At 60.1% G+C, this 17,157-nt stretch carries 22 protein-coding genes and 1 pseudogene; 10 read left to right on the top strand and 13 right to left on the bottom strand.

The features are described 5' to 3' along the window. Positions 1 to 30: 30 nt before the first annotated feature. The 6 genes from F1640_RS00475 (at position 31) to F1640_RS00450 (ending at position 4,299) form a co-directional block, all read left to right on the top strand. The gene (locus F1640_RS00475; RefSeq protein WP_066117801.1) at positions 31 to 1,044 is read left to right on the top strand and encodes a zinc-binding alcohol dehydrogenase family protein; all 1,014 of its coding nucleotides are present in this window, start codon (positions 31 to 33) and stop codon (positions 1,042 to 1,044) included. Positions 1,045 to 1,117: 73 nt separating this feature from the next. Next, positions 1,118 to 1,549, top strand: a complete 432-nt coding sequence (locus F1640_RS00470; RefSeq protein ID WP_004357630.1) for a heme-binding protein — start codon at positions 1,118 to 1,120, stop codon at positions 1,547 to 1,549. 62 nt (positions 1,550 to 1,611) lie between these two features. Then, positions 1,612 to 1,902 (top strand): DUF1330 domain-containing protein, encoded by a 291-nt coding sequence (locus tag F1640_RS00465; RefSeq protein WP_066117885.1) that lies wholly within the window; start codon positions 1,612 to 1,614, stop codon positions 1,900 to 1,902. A 151-nt stretch (positions 1,903 to 2,053) separates the two neighbouring features. Then, positions 2,054 to 2,524, top strand: a complete 471-nt coding sequence (locus F1640_RS00460) for a peroxiredoxin (protein WP_026227543.1) — start codon at positions 2,054 to 2,056, stop codon at positions 2,522 to 2,524. Positions 2,525 to 2,527: 3 nt separating this feature from the next. Further along, positions 2,528 to 3,019, top strand: a complete 492-nt coding sequence (locus F1640_RS00455; protein ID WP_066117798.1) for a DM13 domain-containing protein — start codon at positions 2,528 to 2,530, stop codon at positions 3,017 to 3,019. Between the two features lie 8 nt (positions 3,020 to 3,027). Next, the gene (locus tag F1640_RS00450) at positions 3,028 to 4,299 is read left to right on the top strand and encodes an MFS transporter (protein ID WP_142172128.1); all 1,272 of its coding nucleotides are present in this window, start codon (positions 3,028 to 3,030) and stop codon (positions 4,297 to 4,299) included. Positions 4,300 to 4,329: 30 nt separating this feature from the next. Here F1640_RS00450 and F1640_RS00445 read toward each other — a convergent pair whose 3' ends face one another. From F1640_RS00445 to F1640_RS00410, 8 genes are all read right to left on the bottom strand, one after another. Next, a complete protein-coding gene (locus F1640_RS00445; RefSeq protein WP_018429625.1) occupies positions 4,330 to 4,758 on the bottom strand; it encodes a RidA family protein in 429 nt (142 codons plus the stop codon). A 79-nt stretch (positions 4,759 to 4,837) separates the two neighbouring features. Then, positions 4,838 to 5,287: a hypothetical protein gene (locus F1640_RS00440; protein ID WP_018429624.1), complete on the bottom strand. Its 450-nt coding sequence runs from the start codon at positions 5,285 to 5,287 to the stop codon at positions 4,838 to 4,840. Between the two features lie 87 nt (positions 5,288 to 5,374). Beyond that, positions 5,375 to 5,947 carry a hypothetical protein gene (locus tag F1640_RS00435; RefSeq protein WP_066117795.1) on the bottom strand — a complete coding sequence of 191 codons (573 nt, stop codon included), beginning with the start codon at positions 5,945 to 5,947 and terminating at the stop codon, positions 5,375 to 5,377. A 94-nt stretch (positions 5,948 to 6,041) separates the two neighbouring features. After that, on the bottom strand, positions 6,042 to 7,010 hold the full coding sequence (locus F1640_RS00430) for a magnesium and cobalt transport protein CorA (protein ID WP_039392455.1): 969 nt from the start codon (positions 7,008 to 7,010) through the stop codon (positions 6,042 to 6,044). Next, entirely contained in the window at positions 7,007 to 7,711 is a 705-nt protein-coding gene (locus F1640_RS00425) for a glutathione S-transferase N-terminal domain-containing protein (protein ID WP_066117792.1), read from the bottom strand. Before F1640_RS00425 ends, F1640_RS00430 begins: the two co-directional genes overlap by 4 nt. Positions 7,712 to 7,850: 139 nt before the next feature. Beyond that, complete coding sequence (gene msrA / locus F1640_RS00420; RefSeq protein ID WP_142172126.1) at positions 7,851 to 8,390, bottom strand: peptide-methionine (S)-S-oxide reductase MsrA; 540 nt, start codon at positions 8,388 to 8,390, stop codon at positions 7,851 to 7,853. A 1-nt stretch (position 8,391) separates the two neighbouring features. After that, positions 8,392 to 8,835, bottom strand: coding sequence for a peptide-methionine (R)-S-oxide reductase MsrB (gene msrB, locus F1640_RS00415; protein WP_066114554.1), 444 nt, complete (start codon positions 8,833 to 8,835; stop codon positions 8,392 to 8,394). Positions 8,836 to 8,981: 146 nt separating this feature from the next. Continuing rightward, the gene (locus F1640_RS00410; protein ID WP_194917216.1) at positions 8,982 to 9,818 is read right to left on the bottom strand and encodes a LysR family transcriptional regulator; all 837 of its coding nucleotides are present in this window, start codon (positions 9,816 to 9,818) and stop codon (positions 8,982 to 8,984) included. Between the two features lie 14 nt (positions 9,819 to 9,832). Between F1640_RS00410 and F1640_RS00405 the strand changes: the two genes are divergently transcribed. Beyond that, positions 9,833 to 11,389 carry an ISL3 family transposase gene (locus tag F1640_RS00405; RefSeq protein ID WP_194917215.1) on the top strand — a complete coding sequence of 519 codons (1,557 nt, stop codon included), beginning with the start codon at positions 9,833 to 9,835 and terminating at the stop codon, positions 11,387 to 11,389. Here F1640_RS00405 and F1640_RS25945 read toward each other — a convergent pair. Beyond that, positions 11,312 to 11,515, bottom strand: coding sequence for a LysR family transcriptional regulator (locus F1640_RS25945; RefSeq protein ID WP_375336195.1), 204 nt, complete (start codon positions 11,513 to 11,515; stop codon positions 11,312 to 11,314). The two genes, F1640_RS00405 and F1640_RS25945, sit on opposite strands and share 78 nt — an antisense overlap. Positions 11,516 to 11,742: 227 nt before the next feature. On the opposite strand from F1640_RS25945, the gene F1640_RS00395 reads away from it, so the two are divergent. Both F1640_RS00395 and msrA (F1640_RS00390) read left to right on the top strand, forming a co-directional pair. After that, positions 11,743 to 12,975, top strand: a complete 1,233-nt coding sequence (locus F1640_RS00395; protein ID WP_142172124.1) for a bifunctional alpha/beta hydrolase/OsmC family protein — start codon at positions 11,743 to 11,745, stop codon at positions 12,973 to 12,975. Between the two features lie 59 nt (positions 12,976 to 13,034). Then, a complete protein-coding gene (gene msrA, locus F1640_RS00390; protein WP_142172216.1) occupies positions 13,035 to 13,541 on the top strand; it encodes a peptide-methionine (S)-S-oxide reductase MsrA in 507 nt (168 codons plus the stop codon). 83 nt (positions 13,542 to 13,624) lie between these two features. On the opposite strand, the gene F1640_RS00385 is transcribed toward msrA (F1640_RS00390), so the two are convergent. Both F1640_RS00385 and F1640_RS24990 read right to left on the bottom strand, forming a co-directional pair. Next, positions 13,625 to 14,119, bottom strand: a complete 495-nt coding sequence (locus F1640_RS00385) for a MarR family winged helix-turn-helix transcriptional regulator (protein ID WP_198149082.1) — start codon at positions 14,117 to 14,119, stop codon at positions 13,625 to 13,627. 325 nt (positions 14,120 to 14,444) lie between these two features. Then, positions 14,445 to 14,606: pseudogene (locus tag F1640_RS24990) on the bottom strand (ribose 5-phosphate isomerase A); the annotation flags it as partial. 265 nt (positions 14,607 to 14,871) lie between these two features. On the opposite strand from F1640_RS24990, the gene F1640_RS00380 reads away from it, so the two are divergent. Next, positions 14,872 to 15,360: a YkgB family protein gene (locus F1640_RS00380; protein WP_066114561.1), complete on the top strand. Its 489-nt coding sequence runs from the start codon at positions 14,872 to 14,874 to the stop codon at positions 15,358 to 15,360. Positions 15,361 to 15,433: 73 nt separating this feature from the next. Here F1640_RS00380 and F1640_RS00375 read toward each other — a convergent pair whose 3' ends face one another. Beyond that, on the bottom strand, positions 15,434 to 16,393 hold the full coding sequence (locus F1640_RS00375; RefSeq protein ID WP_083954934.1) for a YeeE/YedE thiosulfate transporter family protein: 960 nt from the start codon (positions 16,391 to 16,393) through the stop codon (positions 15,434 to 15,436). A gap of 26 nt (positions 16,394 to 16,419) precedes the next feature. Then, complete coding sequence (locus F1640_RS00370) at positions 16,420 to 17,019, bottom strand: MarR family winged helix-turn-helix transcriptional regulator (RefSeq protein ID WP_232312007.1); 600 nt, start codon at positions 17,017 to 17,019, stop codon at positions 16,420 to 16,422. Positions 17,020 to 17,157: the final 138 nt, after the last annotated feature.

Raw genomic sequence — 17,157 nt, 5'->3', positions numbered from 1 at the left:
ACTTCAGGATACAGCAAGCTGGAGACACCGATGAAAGCCGTTGGTTACAAGGTTCCGGGACCCATCGCCGAGGACGCCTCTCTGGTCGACATTGATCTGCCTCGGCCTGTCGCTGAAGGAGGCGATATCCTGGTTGAGGTGAAGGCTGTCTCGGTCAACCCGGTCGACTACAAAATCCGCAGCAGCACGCCGCCCGCTGATGGCGATTGGAAGGTGCTGGGATGGGATGCGGCCGGGATCGTGCAAGAGGTCGGCCCCGACGTGACGCAGTTCGCGGTAGGCGACGAGGTCTATTATGCCGGATCGCTCATAAGGCCTGGCACCAATGCGGAGTTCCATCTCGTCGACGCCCGGATCGTCGGTCGTAAACCCGCGTCGCTCGACTGGGCGGAAGCGGCGGCGCTGCCACTCACGACGTTGACGGCCTGGGAAGCCATGTTCGATCGCCTGGACGTGACGAAGCCCGTTCCCGGGGCGGCGGCGGCGATCCTCATCATCGGTGGTGCGGGTGGGGTCGGGTCGATCGCCATCCAGATCGCTCGACAGCGCACGGATCTCATCGTCATCTCCACCGCCTCTCGGCCGGAAACCCAGGAGTGGGTTAAAGGGCTTGGGGCTCATCATGTCATCGACCACTCTCGGCCGCTCGCGCCACAGATCGCCGAGCTCAACATCGGCGCTCCCGCTTTCGTGTTCTCGACCACGCATACCGAGCAGCATGCATCCGACATCGCCGAACTGATCGCCCCGCAAGGACGGTTCGGATTCATCGACGATCCCAAGGCGCTCGACGTCATGCTGTTCAAGCGCAAGGCAGTGTCGATCCACCACGAGCTGATGTTCACACGGTCGCTCTACGGCACGCCCGACATGGATGAGCAGGGCAAGATCCTCAATTCGCTGGCGGTGCTGGTGGACGACGGCAAAATTCGCACGACGCTAACCGAAAAATTGTCGCCAATTAATGCCGCCAATCTGAAGACGGTGCACGCATTGATCGAAAGTGGCGCGGCAAGAGGCAAGATTGTCCTCGAAGGCTTCTGATGACTGCCACCGCCGAACGTCTTTTCTAACCTCAAGAACGCCGGACGGATTACGCCACGGCGAAGGAAATTCCATGACGAAATCCATTGCCACCGCCTCGATCAACCGCGAAACCGCCGTCGCCCTCATCGACGCGGCGATCGCCGCGGCACGTACAATCGGCATCCCGGCTGCGGTCGCCGTCGTCGACGCCACCGGTAACCTGCGCGCGTTCGAGCGCACTGATGACGCGCCGTTTCTCACCGTCGATGTTGCCATCGACAAGGCTTGGAGTTCCGCCTCGTTTGGGTACCCGACCCATGTTTGGAACGACTATGTTTCGAACGATCCAAAAGTGGCGCCGCTGGCCTATCGCCCCCGGATGGTCGCTGTCGGCGGAGGCTATCCGATCCTGGAAGACGGGAAGTTGATCGGCGGGATCGGCATCTCCGGAGGCAACTATCAGCAGGATCAGGATGCGTGCGTCGAGGCACTCACGAAAATCGGGTTCGAGCTGCCAGCCTGACGACATTAAGGCCATCGCCAGCGGCGGTGGCCTGCAGATGCGACCTTATGAAAGACTTTAAGATGGAAGCGTTCGTCGTCTTCACCCGCGAAGAAACCACCGATCCGGAAGAACTCGCAAACTATTCTGAAGGCGTCGGCCCATCGTTCGATGGCCACGACGTAACCTTTCTCGCCGCTTATGGCGCGATGGAGCATTTGGAGGGGCCGCCCGTCGAAGGGGCCGTAATTTTGCGGTTCCCGACGATGCAGGCCGCCCGTGATTGGTATCATAGCCCCGCCTACCAAACCATCGCTGCGCACCGTTTTGCCGGTTCCCGCTATCGCGCCTTTGTCATTGAGGGGCGGCGGTGACACACCGACGGAAGAACGGCGGCGCTGGCCACGAGGTATCGGTCGGCGAACTCGCATCCTACAACCTGTAGGGGATCAAGGCGGTGAGGTTCGCGTGCCATCGCCACACGCGACCACTCATCGGACTTCTGCATCGGAATTGGAGGATTAGATGAGCGTCGACGAACGACAAGCCCCCGAGCTGCGGGTGCAGAGATGGATTGGCGTGGATGGAGAAAGCATCGCGCCGCTCAAGCTGTCGGATCTCGGCACCGGCCCGAAAGTCCTCTTCGCCTTCCAGCACTGGTGCCGTGGCTGCCATTTGCATGGATTTCCGACGCTACAAAGGTTGCATGGTGCATTGAGCGCCAAGGGCGTGGGCTTCGCGGTGATCCAGACCGTCTTCGAAGGAGCGGATGAGAACACCTTCGAGAAGCTGCGCGTGAACCAGCTCAAGTATGCGCTTCCTGTCGCGTTCGGTCACGACGAGCCACCTGCCGGCGCGACGCTTCCCACCTTCATGGAGGACTACCGCACGCGGGGAACGCCCTGGTTCTCCGTGATGGACGCTGGCGGCCGCATCGTATTCTCGGACTTCCATCTCGACGCCGATCAGCTCGTGAAGGGACTGGAGCTGGTGTAACCGATGCGGCGCTGGGTCATCCTGATTGCCACCCATCTCGCGATGCTCGCCATGGGCTTCGCGGGCGGTGTCTACACGCTGCCGATCCTGACCGCCCCCCAGGCCCCGGATGCGGCGGCCTTGCGGACCATCTCAGCCGAGACGCTCTACGCAGGGCGTCTGGCCCGCGATCTCAAAGGCAGCGACCTGCTTCACTGGGGGGAAGGCGAGATCCGGGTCTCGCGCGACCGTATCGCCCATATCGGGCGCCTCGCCCCTGGTCCCGACTACAAGCTCTACCTCGCACCACGTTTCGTCGACACGAAGGAGGCCTTTCTCCTGATCAAGGACAGATCAGTCCGCGTGGGCGACGTGAAGACGTTCAACGGCTTCATCGTCGAGGTGCCTGCCGGCATCGATGTCCGTGACTACAACACGGTCGTCATCTGGTGCGAAGCATTCGACCAGTTCATCAGTGCGGCAGAGTATCAACCCTCAAGTCAGGCCCGAGAATGAGCCCGGCGATGGATACCATGAGGTCGGCGGGCAAGCGCGGCCTCGTTCTCGCGCCGGTGGCGGCGCTGCTGCTGAGCGTCGCCGCTCTGCTGCTGGGCAATGGCCTGCTGAGCACGCTCCTGATCGTGAGAGCCGGCCATGAGGGGTTCTCGACCGGCGCGATCAGCGCGATGATGTCCTTCTACTTCGCGGGTTTCACGATCGGCGCGCTCGTGTTGCCACCGATCATCGTCTCCGTGGGACATGTCAGAACCTTCGCCGGCTTCGCGGCCATTGCCTCGATGACCGCCCTTCTCCATGTGGCGTTCGTGGAGCCGATCGCCTGGATGCCGCTTCGCCTGATTACCGGCTTCGCCTACGCGGGCATGATCCTCGCAACGGAGAGTTGGCTCAACGCCCACGCATTGCCATCCACACGCGGGCAGCTCCTGTCGATATTCGGAGTTGTCTCTATGGCCTCATGGGCAATCGGGCAGGCGTTACTCAACATCGCACCGCCCGCCGACGTGACATTGTTCCTCATCGTGTCGCTGCTGATATCAGCGGCGGTGGTTCCGATCACCTTGCTGCCCAGTCATCCGCCGGCCCAGGTGGAACAGGAATGGGTCGCGTTCAGGGACCTCGTCCTCGTATCACCTCTCGCTGCGGCTGGCGCTTTCCTGGCCGGCCTGGCTATCGGTGGTTTCTGGGGCATGGGCGCGAGCTTCGCCCAGAGCATCGGCCTCGATGTGGGCGGTATCTCCGCCTTCATGGCTGCGGTTCTTGGTGGAACGCTCGCCTTCCATTGGCCACTCGGTTGGCTTTCGGATCGAGTGCCCCGGAATCTTGTCATCGCCGGTGCGGCGCTGGCGTCCGCAGCGTCTGCCATCGGCGTAGCGTTGGCGGTGGAAGCGCCTCTGCCGCTGCTCCTTGCGGCGGGTGCGCTGTTCGGCGGCTTTGGCATCCCGATTTATTCGTTGTGTCTCGCCGTCGCAAACGACGATCTTCCGGCCGGTCGGCTACTCGGCACCGCGCGCGGGCTTCTGTTGCTCAACGGGATCGGGACAGCCGCTGGCCCCCTAATAGGAGCAGCTGCAATGAATATCGTCGGCCCTGGCGGCCTGTTCCTTTATGCGGCGGCGTTGCTCACGCTCCTGGCAGTGCTGGCCATCGCCCGCAGGCAGCCGAGGCGCGCCAACCAGGCCAAGGCGGCCCCCCGTTCTCCGAGCACGCCGATGATAACCGGATCTCTCGATACGATGATATGCATGGAGAAGCGGGCGCAGGGCGTGCGGGATTAGCGCGGCACGGCTCCTGCACGAACCGCGGGGTCAGGCGATGATAGCTGTTACGCGAATTTCGATACGCATGGTTGGAAGCCCCAGCGCTTCGATTCCCAACTGCGTCCAGATTGGAGCGCGGTCGGGCATGTAGTGGCGATACAGCTTGGCCATTGTTTCGTTGATCACAGGAGGGAATCCACCGACGTGATAGGAATTGACGTGGACCACATGCGGCCAGCGTGCTCCGGCGGTCGCGAGCGTCCGTTCCACGTTCTTGAACGCCTGCTCGATCTCTTCCTCAATCGACTCCGGAATGACGAGATCGTCGTTCCATCCGCCCTGTCCGGAGATTTCCACGCGGTCACCAATGCGCATTGCCTGAGAATAATGAAGCGCGTCATGCAGGCGCGTCCCGTATCCGGGGGTGATGAAGAATGAAGGTGTTGTCATGAGTTTGCCTTTGATGAGCCAGGTCAATGCGGCTGCAAGTGACCGTATGCATGCAGAAAGAGATGCAGGGCGTTCGGCACTAGCGCGCCGGCTGCGGTGGAGGGCTTTATTCCACGTCTTCTACGGTGAGGTCTCGGCCGTTGAACTGCACGGTCTCCCCGGCTCGGGCACCCTCGATCGCTTCGAAGATCGGCGCCATCGTGGAAATGCCCATGAGCTCACGCCCCTGACAGGTAAACTTGCTCGTTGACACCGCGATCACAAAGTGGCGGCCGGACAGCTTGACGACAGCGCCTTCGTTGACGGCCAACTTGGGGCCGAAATCGATCGTCCTGAGCTTTTCGAGTTTATCGGCGTAGTCATGGAGCGTGTCATCGAGCGCTTCAGCGAAGTCGCTCGCGACCTCGGCCTGAGCTAGTTCGTCGTTTTCGATCGGTTCGCTCCGATCGAGCCGAGCGGTAGAGACATAGTCCAGGTAGTTTTCGCGAGCGCTGTGCAACGCTGCTGTCTCCAGCAAGAGCATAGTTTCTCGTATGTGGTCCTTGTTCCAGTCCATAATCACCTCCTAATTTTCGATGTTCTTAAAGTTCAGCCTGCAGATGTGTGGGCCAGGAAGGTCAGCCTTTCCGGCTAAGCGACACCGCTATTCGTCGCTGATGACGTCTTCGCCCTGGTATGGAACCCTGATCAGCCGAGGATCTCGAATGATGCTCGTGACGAGCCAGACATATTCCTGCTCGGCGGTATCGAAGCCGAGGATGCTGAAGGATTGGCCGAAAGGGCATGGCGGGAAGTCTGGAAAGCCCTCGCGCAGAACGTAACGCTCGGGATCGCTGTGAAACTCGCTCTTGTAGACTTTCCGCAGTCCATGCTTGCTCGGCGCGTCCTGGTCACCCGCGGGCGCTGTTTCCCGATGCGCTTCAAGGCGCTCGGACAAGTCGCGGGGGCAGATTTCGTGGAACACGTCGAAGGCGTCGATCAACAGGCCTTTATGCTCTGTCGCCGGATCGGTGATCGCGTAGATGTTGGAGGCATCTTCGCCGTCGTCCCCGCTCTCGAGGCGCAACGCCGCATCGACGCGAATGCTGCATGCATCGAGGGTTGACCCTAGTTCGAGATCGACGAGATTGCCGTCCTTTACGCGGTATTCGCGGTCATAGCCTTTGGCGATCAATGACTGGACTGCTTCTAGAACGTCGGTCACCTGGGAGGTCATGGAAGCACCTTCATCTTGAACTGGATTGGACACGCTCGCGCACAAAGCGCGCTGTGACTCGTCAGCGGACGGAGAAGCTCGCGAAGTGCGTTACTCATAGCCACTTGGCCTTCTTGAAGCGCATGAACAGGAGAAGGCAGAACACCGCTATCACTCCGAGCACGACGAAGTAGCCATATGGCGTGTCCAGTTCCGGCATGTGCTTGAAGTTCATGCCATATATTCCGGCGATCGCCGTCGGGACCGCCAAGATCGCCGCCCAGGCCGCGAGCTGGCGAGTGACCACACCGATCCTTTGCGCTTCCAGAAGGCTGCTGGCCTCGAAGACCGTGGACAGGACAAGCAGGAGGCCGTCGACCATGGACTGCACGCGGTGGACATGGTCCGCGACGTCGTGGAAATATGGTGTCATTTCGGCGCTGATGCAGGGAAAGTGGCCGCGAACGAGCTTTCGCACCAGCTCGGCCATAGCCCCGAGCGTGCGCTGGAACCGCGTGAGTTCGGACCTTAGTTCGAAGATTCGCGCCACCTCTTCTGGCCCGAGGAAATCGTGCAGCGACCGTCGCTCCATCGCCAGGACGTCGTCCTCGATCATTTCGAAGATGGGCAGATACTGGTCGACCACGCGGTGCAAGATCGCGTGCAGCACATAGTCGACACCCTTGCCGAACTGCGTCGGCGATGCCTCGAGTTGCTCCCGAAGTTTGCCCAGCGCTCCGGCGTTGCCGTGCCGCACGGTGATGAGGTGATTGTGACCGGTGAAGATCGCCATCTTGCCGTAGCTGATCCGGTCGCCGACCAGCTCGGCGGTCTGGGCGACGACGTACAACTCATCGTTGTAGACCTCGAGCTTGGGCGGGCACAGCGGGTGCATGGCGTTGTCGATCGCCAAAGGATGGAGGTTATACGTCGTCTGGATCGCGCTGAGTTCGTCTGCGGTGGGCTCGCTAAGCGCGATCCAGCAGAAGCCCGAGCGATTCTCGTTTAGTTCGACGTGCTCATCGAGCCTGATTTCACGGACTCGCTTACCTTCGTTGTAATAATATGCGGCGATAATGGTCATGCAGGCCTCGCAGGAATTCGCAGGCCACGCTGTACAGCCGGTCGCGCCAGGCCGCGTTCGAGCCATGCCTGCACGTTCGAATAGCTGCTTAGGCCGAGGATGTCGCCCGCTGCGTAGAATTCGACCAGCGCATTCACCCAGCCAAACGTCGCAATGTCCGCGATCGAGTAATCATCGACAATCCATTCGCGGCCCTCCAGCCGGTGATCCAGGACCCCGAGAAGACGCCTGGATTCATCAACAAAGCGCTGCCGAGGTCGCTTGTCCTCATAGTCCTTGCCGGCAAATCGCAGGAAAAAGCCTAGCTGTCCGAAGGTCGGCCCAACGCCCGACACCTGAAAGAACACCCAGGCCAGGGTCTCGTACCGCTGGGCGGGTGTTGTTGAGATGAGCTGCCCCGTCTTGTCGGCCAGATAGATGAGGATCGCACCGGTTTCCCATATGCCAATGGGCTGGCCGTCAGGGCCAGCCGGATCGATGATCGCGGGTATGCGGCCGTTGGGATTCAACGACACGAACGCTGGGTCCTTCGACTCGTTGTTCGAGATGTCGACGAAGTGGGGCTCATACGGCAGGCCAGTCTCCTCCAGCATGATCGAAACCTTGACGCCATTGGGCGTGGGAGCGGCGTAGAGTTGCAGGCGATCGGGATGAGATGCCGGCCAGCGCTGCGTGATCGGAAAGGACGAGAGGTCTGGCATAAATCTGCGATCCTGTGCTGCGATGGCGACTGAATGGAACCGCCCGTCTCTCTGAAGCAGGGTTCGGCGACCGCGTCGTTGAACGACGCGGTCGCGAAGATTGCGAACCGGACCGGTGCAGCGGCAACGGCAGTGAAGCCTATTCCGCTGCAGTCCCGGCCGCGGGCTGCACGTCGTCAGCCTTTTGACGCTTCGGAAGCACCCAGCCGGGACGGACGAAGTGGCAGGTGTAGCCGCCCGGCCGCTTCTCCAGATAATCCTGGTGATCCGGCTCGGCCTCCCAGAAATCGCCGACCGGCTCGACCTCGGTGACCACCTTGCCATCCCATAGCCCGGAGGCATCCACATCGGCGATCGTATCCTCGGCGACGCGCTTCTGCTCCTCGTCGACGTAATAGATGCCCGACCGGTAGGAGAGACCACGATCATTGCCCTGGCGGTTCTTCGTCGTCGGATCGTGGATCTGGAAGAAGAATTCCAGGATGTTCCTGTAGCTCGTCACCGCCGGGTCGAACATGATCTCGATCCCCTCGGCATGCGTGCCGTGATTGCGATACGTGGCGTTCGGAACATCGCCGCCGGTGTAGCCCACACGAGTCGAGACGATGCCGGGCCTCTTGCGGATGAGATCCTGCATACCCCAGAAACATCCGCCTGCGAGAATTGCGCGCTGATGCATGTTAATCCTCCTCTACCTGATCGAGATATTCACCGTATCCCTCGGACTCCATCTCGTCGCGCGGGATGAAGCGAAGGGACGCTGAGTTGATGCAGTAGCGCAGACCGCCGCGGTCGGAAGGACCGTCCGGGAACACGTGGCCCAGATGGCTGTCGGCGTGTACCGACCTGACCTCCGTCCGGACCATGCCGTGTGCGCTGTCCCGCACCTCGTTCACGTTTGCGGGAACGATCGGCTTGGTGAAGCTGGGCCAGCCAGTACCCGAATCGAACTTGTCTGTTGAAGCGAACAGCGGCTCTCCCGACACTATGTCGACGTAGATGCCAGGCTCCTTGTTGTCGTTGTGCTCACCCGTGAAGGGCCTTTCGGTCCCCGAATCCTGGGTAATCCGGCGTTGCTCGGGGGTCAGGCGGTCAACTGCTGCCTGTGACTTCTCAAACTTCATGATAGTCTCCAATACTTAACCTAGAGAGCTAGGCACACTGTCATTTATCTTTGCAGTCATTGCGCCGACTATCGCAGTGCGCCTCAGATTTATCCAATACGCTGCGCGTATAGTTTCCATAGCGCCGAAGCTCTTCACGTCGTGATTCAGTTCCACTCGTACCGGGTTGCCAGCTGCGCGATGTTCCGTATCTCGACCGTTGCCGTGGAGCCGGATACTGTCGCGATCACGACTTCGCGCTCCAAGACAAATCCGTCGATCGGCCGAGTGACGAGGCCTTGCACGGTCGCCGATCGTTCCGGAAGAATGCATATGGCGTGGCCGTCAGCGACGACCCGTTGCACCCAGTCCTCGCGATCTGATCGAAAGCGAGGTCGCATGAGCAAGTCCCGTCGCGCGAAGTGATCGAGGATCCGATCGCGAAACTCGCATTTCAGGCGATCGACGAAAGGAAACTCGAGCAGGTCTTCGCCGCTCACGATCTCGTTGGCAGCCAAGGGATGGTTTGCAGAACAGCCGAGCACGAAGCGCTCCCAAAATAGAGGATGCACATCCAGCTTGCGTTCCGGTCTTGTTTCACGCGGCATGATGCACGCGTGGTATTTTCCTGAAAGCACCTCCGATGTGTCCTCGTTCGACTGGAGCGAGTGCAGCTTGATTTCGATGGATGGCATCTCCGCCAATGCGCTCTCGAAGAATGCCGTAAATTCCTTTGGTCCGACGGTGGGCGCGACGGCGACATCCAGCACGCGGTGCCCCCCCATCGCCCAGTGCTCCGAGTGATTGCGAACGCTCTTCATCGCGACCACCATGCGCCGGAATTCTGCCTCGACGTCATGGCCAAGGCCAGTCAGGCGGCTGTTCTTCCCGTCGCGATAGATCAGCGGCCCGCCAAGCTCATCTTCCAAGCGGCGGATCGCGCGGGTCAGACTTGGGCTCTGACTCACTTTTGCTGCTGGTATGATAGGCTTTGGCTGTTCCATTGAGAGGATCTGCCATGCCCGGTCGATTTCAGCGCGCGAACTTGGTCCCCGAAGGTTTCGTGGTCGTTTCGGTTGATAGCGTCGGTGAGAATTTCCATATTCTGTTACGGTCGCGTTGCTCTGTAGGGACATGTCCCGACTGTGGCCGACGAAGTCGGCGCGTACAAAGTCGATATGTGCGCAGACCATCGGACCTTCCGCTTAGCGGTCGGCGGGTTATTCTCTTGATCGAGGCACGTCGTTTCTGGTGTGACGTGGTAGTTTGTGGCCGACGCATCTTTTGCGAGCAATTCAATAAAAGCGTTCTTACCCGGTACGCTCGGCGAACTCAGCGGCTCGAAACGATCGTTCATCAGCTTGGACTGGCGCTTGGTGGCAGGCCTGGAGCAGCTTTTGCCCAACGGCTGATGATGCCTGTGAGCAAAGACACTCTGTTGCGGGTCGTACGGCGACGTGTCGGTGCACGGTGCGATGAGCTCAATGTCATTGGCATTGACGACTTCGCCTTTCGGCGTGGTCAAACTTACGGCACGATTGTTTGCGATTTGGAACGGCGCAAACCTGTTACCTTGCTGCCAGATCGCGCCTTGGAAACGTCCCGCGCCTGGCTTGCAAGGCATCCCTCGATATCGGTTGTCGCCCGTGATCGCGGTGGCGGCTACGGTGAAGCCATCGCCAAAGGTCTACCTGATGCTGAACAGGTCGCGGACAGATGGCATCTTATGGAGAACTCGAGCCGGGCATTCCTTGATGCCGTGAACAAATCCATGCGTCAGATTAGGCATGCGGTCGGCAACAATGTCGTGGATCCCAAGCTTCTCACCTGTGCCGAGAAGCTGCAGTATGAAGGCTACCTGCGCCGGCAGGAGACGAATGAAGCAATCCAACAACTCTCACAGAATGGGACCTCCATCCGGCAAATCGTTCGACAAACGGGGTACAGCCGCAAGCTCGTACGCGACGTGCTGCGCGGTCAGCGTCTGGATGTATTCCGCACTCGGCCTAGCTCCCTTGATGCCTGGCTGCCATGGATGAATGATAGGTGGGAGGCTGGTGCTCGCAATGCCTCGGCGCTCTGGCGTGAAATGCGCAACGAAGGCTTTGTCGGGCAACGTGGTATCGTATCGCAATGGGCGCAACGTCGGCGCCTTGCCGAGAAGGCCAATCAAAGCGGCCTCGCTCGCACACCATCGGCACGGGTGCTTGCGCGGCTGATGACATCTGCGCGCGACGGACTTGCCAGATCCGAAGCGATCCTTGTGGCCGTGATCGAAGATCATGTCCCTGATCTGGTCGCAGCGCGTCAAGCGATCAGCGAGTTCCAATCGATGATCCGTTCAAAATCAGCGGCTAAGCTCAGTGACTGGCTCGACAGCGCAAGAGGCGGCCTCGTGAGCTCTTTTGTCAACGGCGTTGAACGAGACTTGGCAGCGGTCCGAAATGCAATGGTATCACAATGGTCGAACGGACAGACAGAAGGGCAGATTACCCGCCTAAAGCTGATCAAACGTCAAATGTATGGCCGCGCAAAGCTCGATCTGCTTGAAGCTCGCCTCGTCGGCGCAAACTGAGCACCTCCAGCAGCAAAAGTGAGTCAGAGCCAGACTTGGCTGTGACACACCGCTCAAGCGAGCGGCCGCTGTGAAATTCAGCGTCTCGGCCAAGTTGATGAAATAGCTGACTTGATTGAGTTCCATAGTCCTTTGGCCCATGCGCCTGACTGATGCCGCTTCCGTGAGACCGTCGGTGGAAAGCAGGCCGCAGAAGTATGCATGACGCATATAATCATGGTCCAGGGGCTTGTCTATATGCGCCAGACATATAAATGATACCCTGAGATGACGACTTCGGTTGGCGGTGCGCTCCGCTCAGCTCCGTTGAAGGTTCTGAGAGCGCAACCGCCAAGCCGCGTGCTGGAGGTTCGATGGACATGGCAGAAAAGACATTCACGTTTGCTAGTGGGGCTGGCTCTCAGCTTTCCGGGCACCTCGAACCGCCGGAAGGGACGCCGCGGGGCTGGGCGATCTTCGCCCACTGCTTCACCTGCGGGAAAGACAGTCGCGCCGCCGTTTACATCTCGCGCGCGCTGTCGCGTGCGGGCATCGGGGTCTTGAGGTTCGATTTCGCCGGGACCGGGATCGGCGGTGGGACGGGAGAACCTGTGAACTTCGCGTCGGACGTCGAGGACCTTCGGGCCGCCGCAAAGGCGATGGCGGCGGCGGGCATGTCACCGTCCCTCCTCGTCGGGCACAGCCTGGGTGGCACCGCTGCGATCGCAGCCGCCGCCGACATGCGTGATATTGCGGCGGTCGCGACGATTGGTGCGCCGGCCGACCTTCAGCATATCTTGCGCCTCTTCGGACCGAATGATCTGGACACCATCGCGAGCGAGGGCGAGGCCTCGGTGGAGATTGCCGGTAGGCCCTTCCTCATTCGCCGAGGATTCCTTGAGGCGGTTGAGGGGATCGACGTCGAGAAGGCCATTGCCTCCCTGCGACGGCCGGTGCTGGTCATGCACTCTCCGCTGGATCAGGTGGTCGGCATCGACCACGCGTCGCGCATCTTCGTCGCGTCCAGGCACCCTAAAAGCTTCATCTCGCTCCACAACGCGGATCACCTTCTCACCGACGTCGCGGACGCGAACTACGCTGCGGCCATGGTGGCGGTTTGGGCGAGCCGCTTTCTCCCACCACTCACGGCGGATCTTCCACAGGTCGAGGTTGCGGAGGGCGTCGTCGCCACCGAAACTCTTGCAGGGACGTTCCAGCTCAAGGTCCGCAGCGGCGAGCACACTCTGTTCGCCGACGAGCCAGCATCGGTCGGTGGCCTCGGGACCGGACTATCTCCCTACGAGCTCGTATCTGCCGGCCTCGCAGCCTGCACGGTGATGACGATGCGTCTCTATGCGAACCGCAAGGGCTTTCCGCTCGAACGGGCGAGCACGACCGTGCAGCACGAGAAGGTGCTGGACATGATGCCGCCCGACCGATTCACGCGTACCATCGTCCTCGATGGGCCGCTGAGTGATGATCAGCGCGCTCGGATTCTCGCGATCGCTGATCGGTGTCCGGTTGATTTAACTCTTGTCCGCGGTTCGGACGTGCAGACCGAGCTCTCGAGCACCAGCAAGGCCGCCGATCCCGAGAGGCTGACTTGACCGTGGCACACGCGGAAGAGGGCGAACGGACTGTGAGCCAATCACCTACCGGCAATGGGGTGGCCGCGACAGAGCGAGCGATTCTCGCAGGCGGCTGCTTCTGGGGCATGGAGGATTTGCTGCGCCGAGCGAATGGAGTGGTATCGACGCGTGTCGGTTACATAGGCGGGGAAATGCCTGATCCGACCTATGCGAGACATTACGGCCATGCGGAAGCAGTAGAAGTGACCTTCGACCCTTCCGTACTCAGCTATCGCTCTCTCTTGGAGCTCTTCTTCCAGGTCCACGACCCCACGACCTACGAGCAACAGGGCAGCGATGTCGGTCCGAGCTATCGATCGGCAATTTTCTATACCACCGAGGTGCAGAAGGAAATCGCGCTGGCGACCATCGCCGAGATTGAGGCATCAGGTCGTTGGCCTGGCCCGGTCGTGTCGGAAATCAATCCGGAAGAACCCTTTTGGGAGGCGGAGCCAGAGCACCAAAGATACCTGGTGCGCTATCCTGGGGGCTATAGCTGCCACTTCGCGCGCCCGACCTGGCGCTTGGATGGATCAGGTCAATGAGCAAGTCGGAGATGCTGTCTTAAATACCTGGCGAATGTAGTCGAAAGCGCGTCGCGTCGCTACAGGCCGCGACTGCGAGCCTTCTACGCGTCGTCGCTCTTCTCGCGGTCTACGCCTCGCTCATACAATTCGGCATCAATGGGGCAGTTCGTGCAACCCTCGTAGCAGCACAGCCGGCAGATGCGGTATGACTGCTCGAGGTTTTCCAAGCGATTGCGAAGAACGCGTTCAGCGATGTCCGATAAGATTTTCAGTTCGTCTGGATTAAGGATCGATAGCCCTTCGGCAATCACTTGATCGCGCGAGGCCAGGACCTCGTCGCTCGCGACCTTGCCAGTTGGAGTAAGATAGAGGGATCGCGCGCGCCCGTCTGTCGAATGCTCCCTACGCTCGATCAATCCCTCGGTCGCCAATCGATCCACTAGGCGAACGGTCCCTGCATGTGAAAGGCCCACCCCGATCGCAAGCATACGGATCGAGAGCCCGGGCTTGTGCGCGAGCAACGCCAGCGCGGAGGCGGCGGGTCCAGCTTCCGGCGCCCGCGATGAACTAGCGCGAACGATGTCGTCGCTGATCATGAGTGCGAACGCCCCGAAAATGTTTCGATCTCGAGGTCCATCCATTGCCACATCTATATGTGCGCGGAGCATAGACAGCAAGCCATACCGTGGTCCTCTTTCTCCGCGCGGCTTATGGAAAAACTCCTGTTTTAAAAGGGTTTCGGAGGATTCGACTGATCGAGCGCGCCGAAAAAAGCGGGTCCGGCTCGTTAAGGCCGCGGAACCGTTGATACCTGACGGCTATAGGGCAAGCCTCTTCGCTCGGAATCGCCGTAGGTCGCGCCCGAGAATCACTCCGCGTCAGCGCCGTCATCCAGGCCGCGCAGGTGTAGATCAGCGAGACCTAGCTTGCCCCACGGTGTCGCACTTCCATCGTTTCACCGCGCGCGACCACGATTGTATCCGTCTTATTGAGGAACAGTCCGTGCTCCACGACGTCGGGGAGTGCGGCGATCGCTGCTACGACTTCGGTCGGCCATGGTATCTCGTCCAGGGCCGCGTCCATCCGTACAGGCTGGACGTTTGCCAACAGGCTATAGGCCCAGCCGGAGCGCCAGCCCCATCAAGTCAAAATCCCGCAAGGTCGCGCGTTTGCTCAGTAAAGGCATCGCCGATGAGGGTGGCATCGTGAGGCAGCGAAGCGCGAGCCAACAGCCGCTTGACATATCTCGCTTATTAGTATATGCGTCGCGCATATACTGCAACGCCTGCCCGAAGCACGAAGACGTCGTTCGTGACGTTCCCACGGGACCACTGTTGAGGAATTTTAGATGAGCATTTTCGACCGTTACGAATTTTTTGTCCCCGAGCACGGTCGGAGGGATCTCGGCCTACTTAGATGGGCTCTCGTGATCGTATTTCTGTGGTTCGGCGCGATGAAGTTCACAGCGTACGAGGCCTATGGCATCGCCCCGTTTATCGAGCACAGCCCGATCATGAGTTGGCTGGGCATGTTCGGGACGCAGGGACAAAGCTATTTCATCGGCGTTATCGAGTTATCGACCGGTCTCGTTCTGATCCTTGGTGCATTTCGTCCACTCTTCTCTGCGCTAGGCGCACTAATGTCAGCAGCGACCTATCTGATCACGCTGACCTTTTTCATCACCACTCCAGGTGTCGCGGAGCAGACTGCCGGCGGCTTTCCTGCGATTTCGGCTGCACCAGGGCAGTTTCTACTGAAGGACGCAGTTCTGCTAGCGGCGTCCCTCGTGCTGCTGCGTGCTTCGGTCCGCCACAGAGGGGCGCTTGTGCCCTCGTGACTGTGGTCCTCTCGTGACGGCGGGCGCGCAAATCCTGCAGAACCTCAGCGGGGCAAGTCCTCTGTTGCCCTTGTCATGGCCCTGAAAGGCAGCGCCGGAATAACTTACCACGCGCTGCAAATCCGAAGACGATTGTCGTCGTCATCAGAAGGTAGGCGACTATCCCACCAGGTGAAAGTGTCGGAACCGCTGCGAGGATCAACCCATCATTCCCGCCGGGTATGAGCGCGATGCCGATACCCATCAATGTGCCGCCGACGACAGATCGCAGAATGCCATTCGCTGTCGGCAGTTGGAGACGCAGATTTCCTTGGCGAAAGGAGGCGGTAAGGGCGCCTGCGATCGAAGAGATCACCGCAGTGAGCGTGACCTCGCCGGCCGGCGACATTCTGAGAGGAAGGCCGCGTTGAATCAGGTCTGCGAAGGTCCAGGCCGGCGAGAGTGCATATAGAAGTCCACCAGTGATACCGAGTCCAATCATCGAAGCGCCGAACGACCAACCCGGCTTTGTTCGCAGAACGCTCTTCATGGAAACGAAAACGAGTGCCAGCACGAGCACAGCAAGGAAGGCTAGGAGAGTAACGAGGCCTGTTACGCTTGGTCTGGAGATCAAGCTTGGCCATGTTGCACCATCGCCGAACCTGCCATGGTCGGCAGCCAAGATGCCAATCGCCAATCCCAAGGGTAGAGCTAGAAGCCGCATCTCCCCATCCCCAAGCCGCGCCAGCGATCCGAGCAGGCATGTGTCATTAATGAGTGCGCCGAGGCCGAAGGCGATAGCGCCGATGAGCAGGAGGAAATTGATGCTGGTCGAGGGTGCGAGTGTTGCGCCCAGTATTCCCGTCCAGACTATCGGGACCGCAACCAGCCCTGCCGCTGCCGACGCTGCGAGAAATCCGACGAACATTCTCGGCGGCTGTCGTCTGTGTAACTCATGGGCGGCCACCACTAAACAGGTTCCGCCTTGGTTCGCGGCATATCCGAACCCGAAGGCAAGTACGCATAGAAGAAGTTCGAGCGCCAACGATCCCATTATATCAAGCCTGCCTGATCATATCGTCAGCCGTTCGGTGCGACGTTCCGGCGTCGTGAGCGCCCCGGCTTCGCTTTAGTACGGGAAGGCGCGATCCTGCTGTAGCTGCACAGATGGCAAAGGCTGATCGAGCCATCTTTGTCGAAGCCGTTTGCCACAAGGAGCCGCTCCGACAGCACGCCTAGAATGTCGAGGTCATTGGGCGACAGGGGCGAAGCACATTCGGAGATCACCTGCTCCCGTGCCTCGAGCAAGGCTCCCGTTATCTTCTTCCCCGAATTGGTGAGGTGAATGAAGCGCGCCCGCCTGTCGGCGATATGTCGTCGTCGTTCCACCAACTGTTCGTGCTCGAGCCTATCGATCAATCGCACCGTTCCGGCATGAGAAAGCCTGATCCGGCTTGCCAACACGCTGATCGGCAGTCCGGGCTCCAAGCTGAGAAACACCATCACTGCGGTCGCCGGACCGCTTGGTGAAAACGAGGCCGAGACACTGGCGATTCTGTCAGCAACCGCCAACGCGAGTGCACCAAAATGGTACTTGGCGACCTCAGGCTCCATAACGCAATAAGATATGCTTCGCGCATAGACTTCAAGCGTGTGAAAATGTATGACCGCCGCATGCATCTATGGCAGATTCGGACATGGTCATGCTCATTGAGGGGCTCAGCTCGGATTCCACATCCGAGATCAACGGACGTGCTTGTACCCCAGGCGCTAGCGGGGGTGGGCTCGATGAGAATGGACGTGCATGGGTGCCTCTCA

This window comes from Novosphingobium sp. NBM11, from assembly GCF_015390225.1.
Taxonomy (GTDB): Bacteria; Pseudomonadota; Alphaproteobacteria; order Sphingomonadales; family Sphingomonadaceae; genus Novosphingobium.
This window is presented reverse-complemented; position numbering and strand designations above follow the sequence as displayed.

Coding starts and splice junctions, on each gene's coding strand:
- F1640_RS00475 (WP_066117801.1), top strand. CDS start 31: ATGAAAGCCGTTGGTTACAAGGTTCCGGGACCCATCGCCGAGGACGCC.
- F1640_RS00470 (WP_004357630.1), top strand. CDS start 1,118: ATGACGAAATCCATTGCCACCGCCTCGATCAACCGCGAAACCGCCGTC.
- F1640_RS00465 (WP_066117885.1), top strand. CDS start 1,612: ATGGAAGCGTTCGTCGTCTTCACCCGCGAAGAAACCACCGATCCGGAA.
- F1640_RS00460 (WP_026227543.1), top strand. CDS start 2,054: ATGAGCGTCGACGAACGACAAGCCCCCGAGCTGCGGGTGCAGAGATGG.
- F1640_RS00455 (WP_066117798.1), top strand. CDS start 2,528: ATGCGGCGCTGGGTCATCCTGATTGCCACCCATCTCGCGATGCTCGCC.
- F1640_RS00450 (WP_142172128.1), top strand. CDS start 3,028: ATGGATACCATGAGGTCGGCGGGCAAGCGCGGCCTCGTTCTCGCGCCG.
- F1640_RS00440 (WP_018429624.1), bottom strand. CDS start 5,287: ATGGACTGGAACAAGGACCACATACGAGAAACTATGCTCTTGCTGGAG.
- F1640_RS00435 (WP_066117795.1), bottom strand. CDS start 5,947: ATGACCTCCCAGGTGACCGACGTTCTAGAAGCAGTCCAGTCATTGATC.
- F1640_RS00430 (WP_039392455.1), bottom strand. CDS start 7,010: ATGACCATTATCGCCGCATATTATTACAACGAAGGTAAGCGAGTCCGT.
- F1640_RS00425 (WP_066117792.1), bottom strand. CDS start 7,711: ATGCCAGACCTCTCGTCCTTTCCGATCACGCAGCGCTGGCCGGCATCT.
- msrA (WP_142172126.1), bottom strand. CDS start 8,390: ATGCATCAGCGCGCAATTCTCGCAGGCGGATGTTTCTGGGGTATGCAG.
- msrB (WP_066114554.1), bottom strand. CDS start 8,835: ATGAAGTTTGAGAAGTCACAGGCAGCAGTTGACCGCCTGACCCCCGAG.
- F1640_RS00410 (WP_194917216.1), bottom strand. CDS start 9,818: ATGGAACAGCCAAAGCCTATCATACCAGCAGCAAAAGTGAGTCAGAGC.
- F1640_RS00405 (WP_194917215.1), top strand. CDS start 9,833: ATGCCCGGTCGATTTCAGCGCGCGAACTTGGTCCCCGAAGGTTTCGTG.
- F1640_RS25945 (WP_375336195.1), bottom strand. CDS start 11,515: ATGGAACTCAATCAAGTCAGCTATTTCATCAACTTGGCCGAGACGCTG.
- F1640_RS00395 (WP_142172124.1), top strand. CDS start 11,743: ATGGACATGGCAGAAAAGACATTCACGTTTGCTAGTGGGGCTGGCTCT.
- F1640_RS00385 (WP_198149082.1), bottom strand. CDS start 14,119: ATGATCAGCGACGACATCGTTCGCGCTAGTTCATCGCGGGCGCCGGAA.
- F1640_RS00380 (WP_066114561.1), top strand. CDS start 14,872: ATGAGCATTTTCGACCGTTACGAATTTTTTGTCCCCGAGCACGGTCGG.
- F1640_RS00375 (WP_083954934.1), bottom strand. CDS start 16,393: ATGGGATCGTTGGCGCTCGAACTTCTTCTATGCGTACTTGCCTTCGGG.
- F1640_RS00370 (WP_232312007.1), bottom strand. CDS start 17,019: ATGCATGCGGCGGTCATACATTTTCACACGCTTGAAGTCTATGCGCGA.